The organism is Corynebacterium sp. HMSC065D07, assembly GCF_001810695.1.
GTDB lineage: Bacteria > Actinomycetota > Actinomycetes > Mycobacteriales > Mycobacteriaceae > Corynebacterium > Corynebacterium hesseae.
The window spans coordinates 85360-101276 of the sequence record NZ_KV802453.1; the positions used below are offsets into that span (position 1 = coordinate 85360).

The 15917-nt window shown below is 64.7% G+C and carries 10 protein-coding genes; 7 read left to right on the top strand and 3 right to left on the bottom strand.

Annotated features, from left to right (window positions below):
• The first annotated feature begins 17 nt into the window (after positions 1-17).
• Entirely contained in the window at positions 18-782 is a 765-nt protein-coding gene (locus tag HMPREF2760_RS07630) for a class I SAM-dependent methyltransferase (protein ID WP_070597003.1), read from the top strand.
• Between the two features lie 55 nt (positions 783-837).
• Here the strand turns inward: HMPREF2760_RS07630 and HMPREF2760_RS07635 are convergent, their stop codons facing one another.
• Positions 838-2658 (bottom strand): phosphoenolpyruvate carboxykinase (GTP), encoded by a 1821-nt coding sequence (locus HMPREF2760_RS07635; protein ID WP_070531911.1) that lies wholly within the window; start codon positions 2656-2658, stop codon positions 838-840.
• A 353-nt stretch (positions 2659-3011) separates the two neighbouring features.
• On the opposite strand from HMPREF2760_RS07635, the gene trmB reads away from it, so the two are divergent.
• The 6 genes from trmB to HMPREF2760_RS07665 all read left to right on the top strand — a co-directional run bounded on the left by trmB (position 3012) and on the right by HMPREF2760_RS07665 (position 9317).
• Entirely contained in the window at positions 3012-3785 is a 774-nt protein-coding gene (trmB, locus tag HMPREF2760_RS07640) for a tRNA (guanosine(46)-N7)-methyltransferase TrmB (RefSeq protein WP_070597004.1), read from the top strand.
• A complete protein-coding gene (locus HMPREF2760_RS07645; protein ID WP_070597005.1) occupies positions 3785-4396 on the top strand; it encodes an NYN domain-containing protein in 612 nt (203 codons plus the stop codon). Before trmB ends, HMPREF2760_RS07645 begins: the two co-directional genes overlap by 1 nt.
• Before the next feature lie 7 nt (positions 4397-4403).
• Positions 4404-6752, top strand: coding sequence for an MMPL family transporter (locus HMPREF2760_RS07650; RefSeq protein WP_070597006.1), 2349 nt, complete (start codon positions 4404-4406; stop codon positions 6750-6752).
• Complete coding sequence (locus HMPREF2760_RS07655; protein WP_070597007.1) at positions 6749-7759, top strand: lysylphosphatidylglycerol synthase transmembrane domain-containing protein; 1011 nt, start codon at positions 6749-6751, stop codon at positions 7757-7759. Before HMPREF2760_RS07650 ends, HMPREF2760_RS07655 begins: the two co-directional genes overlap by 4 nt.
• Positions 7760-8107, top strand: coding sequence for a DUF3054 domain-containing protein (locus HMPREF2760_RS07660; RefSeq protein WP_070597008.1), 348 nt, complete (start codon positions 7760-7762; stop codon positions 8105-8107).
• Positions 8108-8303: 196 nt separating this feature from the next.
• Positions 8304-9317: an HNH endonuclease signature motif containing protein gene (locus tag HMPREF2760_RS07665; RefSeq protein WP_070597009.1), complete on the top strand. Its 1014-nt coding sequence runs from the start codon at positions 8304-8306 to the stop codon at positions 9315-9317.
• 270 nt (positions 9318-9587) lie between these two features.
• Here the strand turns inward: HMPREF2760_RS07665 and HMPREF2760_RS07670 are convergent, their stop codons facing one another.
• Complete coding sequence (locus HMPREF2760_RS07670; RefSeq protein WP_371440628.1) at positions 9588-11135, bottom strand: acyl-CoA carboxylase subunit beta; 1548 nt, start codon at positions 11133-11135, stop codon at positions 9588-9590.
• Positions 11132-15904, bottom strand: a complete 4773-nt coding sequence (locus tag HMPREF2760_RS07675) for a type I polyketide synthase (protein ID WP_070597011.1) — start codon at positions 15902-15904, stop codon at positions 11132-11134. Before HMPREF2760_RS07675 ends, HMPREF2760_RS07670 begins: the two co-directional genes overlap by 4 nt.
• Between the last annotated feature and the right edge of the window lie 13 nt (positions 15905-15917).

The window sequence follows — 15917 nt, forward strand, 5'->3', positions numbered from 1 at the left end:
AACTAGCCTAGTGGGTTATGAAACGCACCCGTGCCTTGGCCACACTGCGCCGCTCCTGGCGGCTGCTGCGCTCCTTCCGCTTCGAGCAGACAGCGCCCGCGGTCTTTTATGGCGGCTTGGCTGAGGACACCGCCGCTCTTGTCGACGCCCTCTCCCGCGACCATTCCCTCTCCCTCACCGGCGCGCGCGTGCTCGACGTCGGGGGCGGGCCCGGCTATTTCGCTTCGGCCTTTGCCCAGCGCGGGGCCAGCTATGTCGGGCTGGAGCCGGACGTGGGCGAGATGGCCGCCGCCGGCATCGAGGTGGCCCAGGCCGTGCGCGGCGACGGCACTAGTTTGCCCTTCGCGGATGACATCTTCGACATCACGTATTCCTCCAACGTGGCCGAGCACATCCCCAACCCGTGGGACATGGGTGAGGAGATGCTGCGCGTAACCAAGCCCGGCGGGCTGGTGATCTTGAGCTACACGGTGTGGCTAGGGCCTTTTGGCGGGCATGAAACCGGCCTGTGGGAGCACTACGTGGGCGGCGAGTTCGCCCGCGACCGCTATACCCGCCGCCACGATCACCCGCCGAAGAATGTCTTCGGCACCTCGCTCTTTGCGCTCTCCGCCCGCGAGGGCTTGGACTGGGCGCGCAGCGTGGCTCCGCCGAGTCCACAGGGCGCAGAGTTCCTCGCGGCCTTCCCGCGCTACCACCCTGCCTGGGCCTGGTGGGTAACAAAGGTGCCGGTGCTGCGCGAGTTCCTCACCTCCAACCTGGTCCTCGTCCTGCGCGCTTAACCCCTCAAAACGACGAATACTCCCCCGCAGGGGAGCATCCGTTTAACCGCGAAGATTAGGAGGCAGACTCAACGCGCTCCTTGAGCGCGGTGAACTGGTCCCACACCTCAGACGGAACGCGGGAGCCCAGGAAGGTCAGGTACTCCTTGTTGTCTTCCATGTCACCAGCCCAATCGGCCGGGTTCACGGAAAGGGCCTCGCGGACGTCCTCGATGTCGAAGTCGATGCCGGTGAGGTCGATATCCTCCGGGCGGGCGGTGTGGCCCACGACGGTCTCGACGGCGTCGACCTTGCCCTCGATGCGGTCCACAATCCACTTGAGAACGCGGGAGTTCTCGCCGAAGCCCGGCCACAGGAAGCGGCGGTCCTCACCGCGGCGGAACCAGTTCACCAGGAAGATGGCCGGCATACGGTCGCCACCCTTTTCGCCCATATCTACCCAGTGCTGCAGGTAGTCACCGGCGTTGTAGCCCATGAACGGCAGCATGGCCATCGGGTCGTGGCGCAGGGCGCCGACCTTGCCCTCAGCGGCAGCGGTCTGACCGGAGGAGAGCAGGGCGCCAATCATGGTGCCGTGGTTCCAGTCGAAGGCCTGGGTCACCAGCGGGACGGTATCGGCGCGGCGGCCGCCGAAGAGGATGGCGTCAATCTTGACGCCCTTCCAGTCATCAAATTCCGGCGCAGCGGACGGGCACTGCGTAATCGGCACACAGTAGCGGGAGTTCGGGTGAGCCGCCTTGGTGGTCGAAGCCGGGGTCCAGTCGTTGCCATGCCAGTCGATGAGGTGCTCCGGGGCCTCGCCCATTTCCTCCCACCAGACATCGCCGTCGTCGGTCAGCGCGACGTTGGTGAACAGGGTGTTGCCCGGCTCCATCGTCTTCATGGCAATCGGGTTGGAATCGTAGTTGGTGCCCGGTGCCACGCCGAAGAAGCCGTTCTCCGGGTTGACGGCGTACAGGCCGTCCTCGCGCAGCTTCATCCACGCGATGTCATCGCCCACGACCTCTGCCGACCAGCCCGGAATCGTCGGGGTAATCATGGCCAGGTTGGTCTTACCGCAGGCGGACGGGAAGGCGGCCGCGATGTGGTACTTCTTGCCCTCCGGGTTGGTGAGCTTCAGGATGAGCATGTGCTCTGCCATCCAGCCCTCTTCCTTCGCCATGACGGAAGCAATACGCAGCGCGTAGCACTTCTTGGCCAAGATGGCGTTTCCGCCGTAGCCGGAGCCGTAGGACCAAATCTCCTTGGTCTCCGGGAACTGCGTGATGTACTTCTTGTCATTGCACGGCCAGGCGACATCCTCCTGGCCCGGCTCCAGCGGGGCGCCCACAGAGTGCAGAGCGTGGACAAAGTCGCCATTGTCCCCGATCTTGTCCAGGGCCTGCTGGCCCATGCGGGTCATAATGCGCATGGAGAGCACAACATAAGCCGAGTCGGTGAGCTGCACGCCGAGCTTCGGGTCCGGATCACTAATCGGGCCCATGCAGAACGGCACGACGTACATGGTGCGGCCCTTCATGGAGCCGCGGAAGGCCTCGGTCATCTCTTCCTTCATGGCTGCCGGCGGGGCCCAGTTATTGGTCGGGCCAGCGTCCTCAGCAGTCTCGGTGCAGATGAAGGTGCGGGACTCCACGCGGGCAACATCCGAAGGATTCGAGCGAGCCAGGTAGGAGTTCGGGCGCTTCTCCTCGTTGAGCTTAATTAGGGTGCCCTTTTCCACTAGCTCGGCGGCGAGGCGGTCAGCCTCCTCCTGGGAGCCGTCTACGAAGACGACCTCTTCCGGCTGGAAGAGCTCGACACTCTCACTGATCCACGAAATAAGCTTCTCGTTCTTCGTGGGCAGTTCACCTACAAGGCCCTTAATAGTTGCGGTCATCTCACATTCTCCTGTGGTCGGTGTGGCCAGGGTGCTTTATTTCGCCGAAGGTTCCAACGACGTTTCACCAACCAGAGTACGGACACTGGTGATAACAGAATGTGTAATGCCCGCCACCCCGGTTATATCCACCCAGTTCATATCGACTATGTCGAGGACAGCGGAGTGTGAAATATGGCACCCACCGGCCTCAATCGCCCCCATACGGGGGTTCTGTTTCTGTGGATCGCTCATCCCGTACGCCCGTCCTATTACCCCACCGCGACCTGTGTGGCCTCCACCGAGGTGCCCCTCCACCCTCCACGGCGCGGCACGTTGCCCCTCACCCCTGCTTAAGGGAACAATGTCAACTGATGAATAGCGCAGACTCTTCCCAAAATCCCGCCGCGCAGATGCCTCACGGCCGCGGCCTCCAGACGGATTTCAACGCCGAGTTCAACAATGATTTGGACTACCCACGCCTCGGCAACGTGACCTTCCGTCGCGGCACCCTCACCGACAACCAGAACGCCCTCTTCGAGGAGAACTGGCCTAGGTTGGGGCGCCTGCTTGCCGACGAACCCCTCGACATACCCGCCTGGTTCGGCCGCGAGGGGGCGAAGACCATCGTCGAGATCGGCTCCGGCACCGGTACCTCAACCGCAGCCATGGCGCCACTCGAGCAGGACACCAATATCATCGCCGTCGAGCTCTACAAGCCGGGCCTGGCCAAGCTGCTGGGCTCCATCATCCGCAACGACATTGAGAACATCCGCATGGTCCGCGGCGATGGCATCGAGGTTCTCATGCGCATGTTCGCGCCCGAGTCCCTCGACGGTATCCGCATCTTCTTCCCGGATCCGTGGCCCAAGGCCCGCCACCACAAGCGCCGCATCATCCAATCCGGCACGCTCAACCTCTTTGCTTCCCGCCTGAAACCCGGCGGCGTGCTCCACGTGGCCACCGACCACGCCGGCTACGCCGAATGGATTAATGAGCTCGTCGAGGTCGAGCCTTCCCTCGACTACAAGGGCTGGCCCTGGCCGGAGTGCCCCATCCTCACCGACCGCCAGGTCATCACCAAGTTTGAGGGCAAAGGCCTGGATAAGGAACACGTCATCACCGAGTACCTGTGGGAGAAGAAGTAATGGCCGGAACCTACCTTCTGGTGTGGGACGCACCCAACATGGACATGGGGCTCGGCGCCATCCTCGGCGGGCGCCCCACCGCCGCCTACCGCCCGCGTTTCGACGCCATCGGCCGCTGGCTGGTGGACCTGGCCTTCGATAACGACGCCACCCCTGAGGCCGCCGTCTTTACCAACGTCAGCCCCGGCGGCGCCGACGTCATCCGCCCCTGGGTCGAGGCCATCCGCAACGTCGGCTTCGCCGTCTTTGCCAAGCCGAAGCTCCACGAGGACGATGATGTTGACCCCGACATGGTCGAGTACATCAAGGCCAACCGCGAGAACCTCTCCGGTGTCATCGTGGCTTCTGCCGACGGCCAGAACTTCCAGCACCTGCTTGAGCAGCTCTCCGCTTCCGGCCTGCCCACCTGCGTGCTTGGATTCCACGAGCACACCTCCTGGGCGCTGACCCATCCCGATATCGAGTTCGTCGACCTCGAAGACATCGAGGGTGTCTTCCGCGAACCGCTGCCGCGCGTGAACCTGGACAACCTGCCTCCAGGCGGCGCCTGGCTGCAGCCTTTCCGCCCGCTGTCCGCGCTGCTGCCGGACCGCGCGCCCGAGCACAAGTAGGAGCCGCATGTTTTATTCTTGGGGCCGCTTCTCCTATGCCCACCGCAAGGTCATCCCGCTCATCATCGTGGGTCTCATCCTCGGCCTCTTCTTCGGCTTCGGCACCCGCCTGGGTGACCGGATGAGCCAGGAGGGCTGGGAGGATCCTTCGGCGGCGTCGACAAGCGCGACACAGATCGAGCTCGAGACTTTCGGCCGGGACAATTCCGGCGACGTCATCCTGCTTTTCGATGACCCCGATGCCCACGCCGCCGAGGCCAAGGCCTTCCTGGATGAGCTCAAGGCGCAGCACCCGGAGCAGATCGACTCCGTCACCAGCTACTTTGATAAGCGCAACCCGAACCTCATCACGCAGGATCACTCCACGGCCTTCGCCGCCATCGGGCTGAAGGGCGACGGCGAGCAGACTCTCAAGGACTTCCGCACCATCGAGGATTCGCTGCACGCTGCCGACGTCCCCGTGCAGGTCGCGGGCGCCACGGCCGTGGCCGACGCGCTGGATGAGGGCATGGCCAAGGACATCTCCCGCGCGGAGAAGGCCGCGCTGCCGCTCGTCGGACTGCTGCTGCTGATTGTCTTCGGCTCCGTCGTCGCGGCCTTCATGCCGCTCGTCGTGGGCGGCCTGTCCATCCTGGGCTCCCTGGGTATCCTGTCCATCCTGGCTGGCTTCCAGCAGGTCAACGTGTTTGCGCAGGCCGTCGTCACGCTGCTGGGCTTGGGCTTGGCCATCGACTATGGCCTGTTCATGGTTTCGCGCTTCCGCGAGGAGCTGGACAAGGGCCGCGATACCAAGGAGGCCGTGGCGATCACCACCGCCACCGCCGGCCAGACCGTGGTCTTTTCCGCCGCGATGGTGGCCGTGTCCCTCTCCGGGCTCTTCCTCTTCCCGCAGGCCTTCCTTAAGTCGGTGGCCTATGGTTCCATCTCCGCCGTCGGCCTCGCCGCACTCCTGTCGGTGATGGTGCTGCCGTCGTTGTTTGGCATGCTGGGCCCCAACATCGACAAGTGGACTGTGCGAAAGACCTCGCGCCGCGGGCGCCGCATCGAGGACACGTGGTGGTACCGGATGCCGCGCTGGGCCATGGGCCGCGCGGGTCTAATGACCACCGCCATCTGCGCCCTGCTCATCGCGCTGGCCATGCCGGTGCTGGGCGTGAAATTCGGCGGCATCAACGAGACCTACCTGCCGCCCAACCAGGACGCGCGCGTGGCGCAGGACCAGTTCAACGAGCAATTTCCCTCTTTCCGCACCGAGCCGGTCAAGCTCGTGGTGAAGAACGCGACCAACGAGCAGCTTGTCGACGTCGTCATGCAAGCCCGCTCCATCCAAGGCCTCACCGAACCGATGGGCCCGAAGACCGCGACCGTCGACGGCACGACCGTCCTCGGCGCCGGCATCCAGGACCGCGAGGACTACGCGCGCATCGTCCACGAGCTCGAGAACATTGAGGCACCCGACGGCGTGGAGCTTTATGTCGGCGGCACCCCGGCGATGGAGGTCGAGTCCCTCGACGCGCTCTTCGACACACTGCCCTGGATGGCCCTCTACGTGGTTCTGGCCACCTTCATCCTCATGGCGCTGGTCTTCGGCTCGTTCATCCTGCCGCTCAAGGCCATCATCATGACGCTGCTCTCGCTGGGTGCGACGCTGGGCATTTTGACGCTCATGTTCGTCGATGGCCTCGGTTCCGGCCTACTCAACTACACCGCCGGTCCGCTGATGAGCCCGATTCTGGTGCTCATCATCGCCATCGTCTTTGGCCTGTCCACGGACTATGAGGTCTTCCTGGTCTCGCGCATGGTGGAGGCCCGCCGCCGGGGTGCGTCCACGGACGAGGCCATCGCTGCGGGCACCGCGCACACAGGCGGCATCATCACGGCGGCCGCGCTCATCATGATCGTGGTGGCGGGGGCCTTCGGCTTCTCCGACATCGTGATGATGAAGTACATCGCCTTCGGCATGATTTTTGCGCTGCTTATCGACGCCACCATCGTCCGCATGCTCCTCGTCCCCGCCGTCATGCACCTCCTGCGCGAGGACAACTGGTGGGCTCCGCGCTTCCTCACCCGCCTTACCCATCGCCTCGGCGGCGACAACGCCCCGGCTGCCGAGCCGGCCCTGGCCACCGCATCCGCTGCCGCACCGGCGCCCACCGCCCCAGCGCTGAACTACGAAGAGGCCGCACCGGCTGCGCAGGACGACGCGCCCCACTCCCCTGTGACTTCAGCAGAACAGGTTGAGGAGGCGTCGCCAAGCGATGCTCCTGTACGCGGGGACCGCAGCGCCGACACCGACACCGAGCTCATCCCCTTCTCCGAGCTGGTCAAGCGCCTTAAGTCCACGGATGATCGATGAAGAAGAACTGGCTGACCTGGATAGTCTCCCTGCTGATTCTGGCCGCGCTGGCGTGGTTCTTCCGCGACCAGCTGGACTTCATCTCCGAGGGGCTACAACGCCTGCGCCACGCTGAACCTTTCCCCGTGGTGCTGGTGGTGTTCTTCGCGCTGCTGTCCATCGCGGGCATGGCGGAAGTGATGAAGCGGCTCATCGGCGCGGGCGGCGTCAAGGTGCCACTGCGCGAAACCTACGCCATTACGCTCGCCTCGAATGCCTGGTCCACGACTCTGCCGGCGGGCCCTGCCTTTTCGGCCTTGCTCACCTTCCAGGTGCAGCGCCGCTGGGGCGCATCGGTGGCGCTGTGCAGCTACTTCCTCTTCTTGTCCTCGATCATTAGCTCGATGTTCCTCGCGCTCATTGGTCTCGGCGGGGTGTTTTTCCTCAACGCGGATATGGCTCTGGGATCGCTGATCACCACGGTTGTCCTCATGCTCGCGGCACTCGGCGGCGTCTTCTGGCTGACCTCGCACCCGGTGACCCTCGAGGGCTGGCTGCGCAAGCTACGGCCCGGCCCGAAACGGGACCGCGCGATTCAGGAGGTCCGCAACCTCGGCGAGGTCCACCTTTCGCGTGGCCCCTTTGCTGTGGTTGCCGGGGCGTCGCTAGTTCACCGCCTGGGGGATATGGCTGCGCTGTGGGCATCCGTGTGGGCGGTGACCGGGGAGATCCCGTGGCTGCGCGCCGGTGCTGATGACACCACCCTGGCCGGCGTTGCACTGGCCTTCCTCGCCGCGAAGCTGGCTGGCTCCGCGCAGGTCACCCCGGGTGGCGTGGGCACGGTGGAGGCCGCGCTCATCACCCCGCTGGTGGCCACGGGCCTGACCGTGGTGCACGCCACCTCCGCGGCCATCATCTACCGGCTTATTTCTTTTGCGCTCATCACTATCATTGGATGGGTCATCTACTTCGCTCACTACGCCCGCGATGGCTTCTCTTACGCGGCGTTGAACCGGAAGGAATCCTAAATGCGCGTTGCCCCGCTTATCGACGTCCTCGCTCTCGCCCTCTTCGCCATCCTCGCCCGCCTAGCGCACGGTGGCTTGAGCTTTAGCTCGTGGGTGGATGCCTTCTGGCCGTGGACCGTGGGCGCGCTCGTGGGCTGGGTCATCATCATGGCAACGAAGCTGAGCGGCCTGTGGAAGGAGGGCGCCGTCGTGTGGCTCAGCGCCGTCATCGGCGGCATGGCTTTGTGGATGCTGGTCAACGGGCGCCTGCCGCACTGGTCCTTCCTCATCGTGGCTACCGTGATGTCCGCGCTCTTCTTCTTTGGCTGGCGCGCCATCGCGGCTTTTGCTTCCCGCTCCCGCGCCTAAGGTTTGTGCTTGAACTGCCAATTCGCCCTACACGGCACCGGGGACCTGCCTTCATTTTTGAGCATCCGCTGAGGCCCAACGCGTCACGACTACTCTCCGGTCGAAGTGGCACATTCACGCCGTGCGATTGAGCGTTTGAACTGGGAGTTTGGCGTTCCGGTTGCGGGGTGCTTTAGGCCGGTTTAGGGTGTGAGGCATGAAGTTGGGGGACTTACTCGGGGCACTTGCTCGCGGCATGCACGTCGTGTCCTTGTGCGCAGGCCACACCCGTGAGGAGATGCTGGCGCTGGGCGCGACGCCTCGCATGGCGCGGCAGCTCGAAGGACTTCACCGCGTTTATTTTGGCCAGACTGCTTTCACTGCCAAGCAGCGCCGTGCGCGGGAGACGGACCATGCGCTGGATACGCTGCTGCAGATTGAGCGACACGTCGCACGCGTCAAGAACTCGCGCCAAGCATGGGACTTGCGAGTGGAGTTGTGCAATACCCCGGAGGGGGAGATTGCGCGCGTGGCGAAGCGACGACTCTCGGAGCTTAAACCCGAGCCTAGCCCCGGCGTCCGCGTGCGGCGTGGTGCAACCGGTATGCATAAGCTCATCATCACGGACCGTCCCCGCGAAATTGCGAATTTGGTGGGCACGCTTAAGGCCACCTCCGAAGACCTGCTGAAGGCCGTCCATGAGGTCTTTTCTGGCAGCGGCGCACCGAAACCAGCCTTGCATGCGCACGTCATTGTGCGACTAGAGCAGCTAGACAAGATTGTGCGCGGTGAGGGCGACGATATTATTCTGCAGGCAACTGACGGTGGCACCATGACCGGCGCGGAATTTCTCCGCACGCAGTTTGCCGAGCGAGGCTTTGTCTCGCTCTTCCACCCGGTCGAGGGGCCGGTGAATCTGTATTACGGGAGCCGTTTTGCCAACGATAAACAGCGGCTCCTGCTCAGCGCAGAGCATCCAACGTGCGCCTGGCTCGGCTGCACAAGACCTGCCGCGGAATGCCAAATGCACCACATCAGAAGGTGGCAGGATGGCGGGCCGACGAACCTCGACAATCTCGTGCCGTTATGTAAGTACCACAACGCCATCAATGACGATGACCCCGCCCGCCCCACGTATCGCGGGCGCATCGACCGCATCGAAGGCCGCATGGCGTGGCTGCCTCCCGACGGTGGACCGCCAGTCCCCATCCCCAGCCCGGTCTGGGAGTAAAAAAGCCCCTCCGCAAGGAGGGGCTAGAAGCGCTGGCTTACTTCGAGCTCAGGGCGGAAACGTCTACGCCGGCCTGGTTGAGCAGCATGATGACGAGGTTGATGATGTCACCGCTGAGGTCAAGAACGCTAGAGAGCATTGGGTTTCTCCTTTGATTGAATTCCTAGTCTTTAGGCCTATCGGATAAAACAGGCTCACATGTTACGCCGAGACACAAAATTCAGCGCGATCCGCAGGCCTTCTTCGCCTCATCGCCAGGCTTAAACGACGCTAGAGCGGGGAGATGGTGTGCTTCTTGGGCAGGTCCTTCTCCTGCTTATCGGCAAGCTGGCGCAGCGCGCGGCGCAGAGCCAAGCGCGACTCGGAGGGCTTAATCATGCCGTCGAGGTAGCCACGCTCCGCGGCGACATAAGGCGCGGTCATGGTCTCGTCGTAGAAGTCCATGAACATCTTCTTCGTCATGGCGCGCTGCTCCGGGGTCTCGGCAGCCTCGAGCTGCTTGCCGGCAATCATGACCACCGCGGCGGCCGAGCCCATCACGGCGATCTGGGCTGTCGGCCACGCCAGGTTGATATCACCGGTCAGGTTCTTCGAACCCATCACGGCGTATGCACCGCCATAAGCCTTGCGCACGATGAGCGAAACCTTTGGCACGGTGGCCTCCACCACGGCAAACGCGAACTTCGCGCCGCGGTGAATCAGACCAGCCTTCTCCTGGTCCACGCCCGGCAGGTAACCCGGTGTATCCACCACGAAGACCAGCGGGATGTTGTAGGCATCGCAAATACGGATAAAGCGCGCGCCCTTATCGGCGGCATCCGCATCGATACAGCCCGCCGAGTGCATCGGATTATTGGCCACAAAACCCACGGCCTTGCCATCAATACGCCCAAAAGCGGTGATGACGTTGGGGGCGTAGTTTTCTTGGATCTCGATGAGATCGTCATCGTCGCCAAGCTGCGTGAGCAGGTCCATCATGTCGTAGCCGGCGTTCGTATCATCCGGCATGAAGGAATCCAGCTCGGTGTCTTCAGCCACCTCTTCATCAGTAGGCGCGTCGAAGACCGGGGACTCGTCGAAGCAGGTCAGCGGCAGGTGGTCCAGCAAATCGCGCACCATGTCAAAGGCCTCATCCTCCGAGGGCACCACGACAGACACGTTGCCGTTGAGCTCCTGCTGGCGCGCGGAACCCAAGTCGTGGGAAGAAATCTCCTCGCCCGTGACCTCCTTGATCACGTTCGGGCCCGTCACGTACATCTCGGCCTCACCATCGACGGCGATGATGAAGTCCGTGGTCACCGGCGCATACACCGCGCCACCGGCGGACTTGCCCATCATGATGGAAATCTGCGGGCTGCGGCCGGACAGCGGCAGCTGGCGGCGGGCAATCTCGGAGTACATGGCCAGAGACGTCACCGCATCCTGGATGCGCGCGCCGCCGGAATCCTGAATACCGATGACCGGGCAGCCGATCTTGATGGCCAGGTCCATGATGTCAGTGACCTTCTTACCAAAGGTCACGCCCACGGAACCGCCGTACACCGTCTTGTCGTGGGCATAGATGCAGACAGGGCGGCCGTTGATGCGGCCGTGGCCGGTGACCACGCCGTCGGAGTAAATCGCGTCCGGGTCGCCGGGGGTCTTGCCCAGGGCGCCGGTTTCGACGAAGGAGCCTTCGTCGAGAAGCGCGGCGATGCGTTGGCGCGGAGTCGAGCGCCCCGCCTCATCGCGGCGTGCCCGGGAGCGTTCACTACCAGGATCCTGGGCGCGCTCGAGGCGCTCGCGTAGGTCCGCTAGCTTGTCAGCGGTGCTAGTCACTTCCGAATCTTCTCCTCGATCCATTCCTCCATGTGCTTGCCCACGATACCGATTGCGGGCTCGTCGGGAACCGCCAGGTGGTCGCCCGGCAGCTGCACAATCTCCAGATCCTTCACGATAACGCCCCAGCCGCCGTCCGGGTTAATCTCCGCATACGCCGGCTCGAGTTCGATGGCGCCGTCGTGCATGCGCTCGGAGCGGAACAGGATGACGGGCACGCTTACCGACGCCCACCTTCCCATATCCAGCGAGCCCAAAATCTGGTTGTCCACGAAGGATGCGCGCTGGTGCTCCAGCACACCGGCAGACAGGCCGTGTTCGGAGGCGTCGGTGGAGCTGAGGAATTCCGCGAGCATGGCCATGAGAGCATCCTCGCCCACGGTCTCCAGCATCTCGTAGGGTGGCTCGAAGTCGAGGCCATAGGTCTTCTTGGCAAAGGCGGCGTAGCGACCCCAGCGGGCCTTGGTTTCCTCCAGCGTCTTCGGTGCCGGGTGGGCCGGTTGGGTGGTATCCAGCAGAGCGATGAAGGCAACCTCCGCAGTGTCCTCACCGCGGGCTGCGCGCTCCTGCAGCTGGTAGGCCACCTCATAGGCCAGCGCGCCACCGAAGGACCAGCCGCCGAGCACGACCTTGCGGCCGCGCGCGTAGTGCAGGATGTCCTCGATGTAGGCGGCGGCACGATCCTCCAGGCTGCCCTCGAGGCGCTCCACGCCGTAGACGGCGACGTCGGCAGGCAAGCGGCGGGTCAGCGGCTGGTAGACCACGGTGGTGCCGCCGGCCGGGTGGAACATGAAGACGGCGGGGCCATCGGCCTCGCGCAGGACGCGGATGTTGCCCTCGACCTCAGTCTCCAGGCCCTCGCGGACGAGGTCCGCCAGGTTCTCCAGCGCTTCGGCCTCGTGGACCTGGTGCGCAGTGACCTCGATGCCAGCGCGCTCGGTGAGGCGTTCGGCAATCTTTTCTGCCACCTCATCGCTGACCTGCGGTAGCGCGGAGGTCACGCCGGCTGCGGCCGTACCTGTGAAGGTGGCCCAGGTGCCGAAGACCATGCGCTCGGAGGCATCGCGCGGTGCAACGCCCACGCCTTCGCCGCCCTTCGCGCTCACCGCGGAGGCGTCTGGGGTGGTGTCGTCGCTCTCGGTGAGCGCGGAGGGTGCGTCGGCGGTCGCGTCGGCGCTTGCGGTTGCGGCATCGGGCTGCTCGGACACGGCCTCTTCGACCATGGTGATGACGTCGGCGAGGGAGGCGTCGCGAAGCGCCTGCACCTGCAGCGGCGGAATCTGGAAGTCATTCTCCACCCGGTTCTTGATGCGCATGCCCATGAGCGAATCCAGGCCCAGATCAATGAGCGGCAGCTCGCGCGGGAGATCGGAGACGTCGTAGCCCATGGACTCCGACACGATGAGCGCCAAGCGCTCCTCCACGCTCTCCTTCTCCGGGTCCCAGCGCACGGCGTCGACCCCTACGTCGGGGTCAGCAAACTGCGGCGCGGTCACGGCCTGCGGCAGGCTCGGCTCGGCCGTCGGGGTGGGTTCTGCAAGGTTAAGGGTCGAGGCAAAACCTTCCGCAACAAGCTTGGTGGTCGCTCCATCCACGTAGTGCACCGCCACCGACAGCCCGCCCAGCGTGCGGCGAACAATGGTGGTGACCTCGCCCTTCGCGGGCAGATCCAGGTGCTCCTCGCTCGCCGCGATGTGCGCGCCCGGGGTGACGGCCTCGGCGGCGGCCTCCAGGATGGCCAGCGCGCTCGGCGCCTGGTCAGCGTTCGTGGAGAACGCCACCGCGCCCTCCGGCAGCGTCACGCGCGCGCCCGGCAGGCCGGACACACCCGACGAGGGACGAGCGTTGGTCCAGAAACGCTGGCGGCGGAAGCGGGTATGCGGGGCGGCGACAAGCGCGCCCGAGCCAAAGACCTTAGTGTAGTTCACCGGAGTTCCCGCGACGTAGAGCTTGCCCAGCAGATCCAACAGCGACTCGGTGGGATCCACCTTGCGCTTCAGGCTATAGAGCAGCTGCGCATCCGCCTTGCCCGCAGCAAAGGCCGTGGACATCAGGCCCATGAGCGCAATCGGGTTCGGGGAAATCTCAACGATCTGCATGTGGCCCGCCGCAAAGGCTGCCTCCGCTGCGTCCTGCAGGTAGACGGGCTTGCGGGTCATGCGGATCCAGTAATCCTCATCGTGCAGCACCGTACCGGGGCGGTAGACCTTGCCGCGGTCCACGGAGGAGAAGAGCGTCGTGTGCAGAGGGCGGGTCTCGATGCCGGCGATTTCCGCATAGAGCTCACCGAGGAGCGGGTCGACGGCGGAGGTGTGGCCCGCGCCCTTGACGTTGAGCGCGCGGGCGAACTTGCCCTCGCCTTCGAGGCGCTCCACCAGCGCGAGGACCTCTTCGCGCGGACCACCGACGGTGGTCATGCCGGGGCCGGTGTACACGGCAGGTTCGATGGAACCCGGAAGGGCGTCAATCTCCTCGGCGGAGAGCTCGACGACGGCCATGGCGCCCTGCTGATCGTCGGGAAGCGAGGCCTCTCCCTCACCCATCAGGCGCGCGCGGTGGCAGGCGATGAGCATGGCGTCGGCCGCCATGATGCCGCCCGCAGCATAGGCCGCGCCGATCTCACCCATGGACATGCCGATGACGCCCGCCGGGCGCACGCCGAAGGTGGCGAGCAGGTCCGTCAGCGCGATCTGGATGGCGGTGATGGCTACCTGCGCGGTTTCGGTGTTATAGGTCTGGGCGTCGTCGTGCACCAGCTCCAGAATGGACCAGCCGGATTCGCGCTGGACGATGGCGTCAAGCTCCTCCAAGCGCTCCTTGAACAGCGGCGAGATCTCGATCATGTCCTTGGCCATCTTGCGGTGCTGGGAGCCGAAACCGGAGTACATGAAGACTGGTCCGTGCACCGTCGGGGAATCCGCCGCGGCGATCCCGACGGAGACGGTCCCCTCGGAGACCTGACGCAGGCGCTTGACAGCTTCCTCGCTTGACGACGCCGTTACTACCGCACGCGAACGCCCATGGTTGCGGCGCGCGAGGGTGCGGGCCAGGGAGAGCAGGTTCGGGTTCTCCGCTTCGATGTAGTCCGCCAGGTGAGCCGCTGCCGCGGCGCGGCGGGATGGCAGCAAACCGGAGACCGGCAGGGCTACTGGCTGGCCCTCGCCGATGGCGACCTGCGGGGTGTCCTGGTGGGTCAGCCCGCGGTAGTCCGTAAGGACGACGTGCGCATTGGTGCCGCCGAAACCAAAGCCGGAAACACCGGCGATTTTCTGGCCGGAGTATTCAGGCCACTCGCGCGGATCCTCGACCACTTCGAGGTGCTCTGCGTCAAAATCGATATAGCGGTTGGGGCCCACGTAGTTGATGTTTGGTGGGATGACGCCGTGGCGCATGCCTTCGATGACCTTGATGAGGCCCACGACGCCAGCGGCGGACTCGGAGTGGCCGATGTTGGTCTTGGCGGAGCCCAGCAGGGTCGGGTTCGCGGCCTGGCGGCCCGGGCCCAACACGCGGCCGAGCGCGGTGGCCTCGATGGGGTCACCGAGGATGGTGCCGGTGCCGTGGGCCTCGACGTAGTCCACGTCCTGCGGGCGGATGCCGGCGTCGGCATAGGCGCGCTCGAGGACGTCGACCTGCGCCTCCGGGTTGGGGGCGGTCAGGCCGTTGGAGTGGCCGTCGGAGTTGACCGCGGTGCCCTTGATGACGGCATGGATGGTGTCGCCATCGCGCTCGGCGTCCTCGAGGCGCTTGAGCACGAGCACGCCCGCGGCATCCGCGCGGACGATGCCATCGGCATCATCGGAAAAGGCGTGGATGGCGCTGGTGGGAGAGGTGACACCCAGCTCACTAAAGGCGATGGAGGCGTGGGGTGAAGCCAGGATGTTCACGCCGCCGGCGAGTGCCGTATCAGCCGCACCCACGCGCAGGTCCTTGACCGCCTGGTTGACCGCCACGAGGGAGGCGGAGCACGCGGTGTCCACGTTGATGGAAGGGCCGCGCAGATCGAAGGCGTAGGAAAGGCGGTTAGCCACGATCGCTGAGGACGTACCCGTCATGGCATAAGGGTGCATCTCCGCCGGGTCGGCGGTAATGAGCATGCCGTAGTCATTGTTGGTGGAGCCCATGTAGACACCGGTGGCCGTGCCGCGCAGCTGGTTGGCGGGTACGCCGGCGTCCTCGAGGGCCTCCCACGAGACCTCCATGAGGATGCGCTGCTGCGGGTCCATGTTGGCCGCCTCCAGCGGGGAGAGACCAAAGAACTCGGGGTCGAAGGAAGCGATGTCCTCGATATAGCCACCGTCGGTGTTCTGCTGCTCAATCTTCTCGCTGGTAATGGGATCGGAAGAGTATTCCGACCAGCGTCCGACAGGCAGCGGGCCGGTGCCGGCGCGGCCTTCGACGAGCATGGTCCAGAACTCATCAACGTTTTTAGCGCCCGGGAAGCGGCCAGCGTAACCGATGACGGCGATGTCACCGCCCGCGATGGTGGCCGGGCGTGGCGACGCCTCCTTCGGTGCGCTCTCCCCTGCAGCGGCTGCACCGTTGACCAGGCGCTCAGCCAGCTGCGCGATGGTGGGGTACTCGTAGGCCACGGTGGGCTCGAGCTTAATGCCGAGGAGGTTTTCTAACTCGCCGGAAAGGACCACTGCGTCACGCGAGGACAGCCCAAAATTCTCCAGCGGTTTGGTGTCCGTGATTTCCTCTGCCGACAGGCCGGTGGTCTGCGCAACCCAGGTGCGCAACCAGCCACGTAGCTCTTCAACGGTCATAAATCTCTAGCTT

What these genes read in the sequence shown, in the direction of transcription:
- HMPREF2760_RS07630 (WP_070597003.1), top strand. Translation starts at nt 18, where the DNA reads ATGAAACGCACCCGTGCCTTGGCCACACTGCGCCGCTCCTGGCGGCTG.
- HMPREF2760_RS07635 (WP_070531911.1), bottom strand. Translation starts at nt 2,658, where the DNA reads ATGACCGCAACTATTAAGGGCCTTGTAGGTGAACTGCCCACGAAGAAC.
- trmB (WP_070597004.1), top strand. Translation starts at nt 3,012, where the DNA reads ATGAATAGCGCAGACTCTTCCCAAAATCCCGCCGCGCAGATGCCTCAC.
- HMPREF2760_RS07645 (WP_070597005.1), top strand. Translation starts at nt 3,785, where the DNA reads ATGGCCGGAACCTACCTTCTGGTGTGGGACGCACCCAACATGGACATG.
- HMPREF2760_RS07650 (WP_070597006.1), top strand. Translation starts at nt 4,404, where the DNA reads ATGTTTTATTCTTGGGGCCGCTTCTCCTATGCCCACCGCAAGGTCATC.
- HMPREF2760_RS07655 (WP_070597007.1), top strand. Translation starts at nt 6,749, where the DNA reads ATGAAGAAGAACTGGCTGACCTGGATAGTCTCCCTGCTGATTCTGGCC.
- HMPREF2760_RS07660 (WP_070597008.1), top strand. Translation starts at nt 7,760, where the DNA reads ATGCGCGTTGCCCCGCTTATCGACGTCCTCGCTCTCGCCCTCTTCGCC.
- HMPREF2760_RS07665 (WP_070597009.1), top strand. Translation starts at nt 8,304, where the DNA reads ATGAAGTTGGGGGACTTACTCGGGGCACTTGCTCGCGGCATGCACGTC.
- HMPREF2760_RS07675 (WP_070597011.1), bottom strand. Translation starts at nt 15,904, where the DNA reads ATGACCGTTGAAGAGCTACGTGGCTGGTTGCGCACCTGGGTTGCGCAG.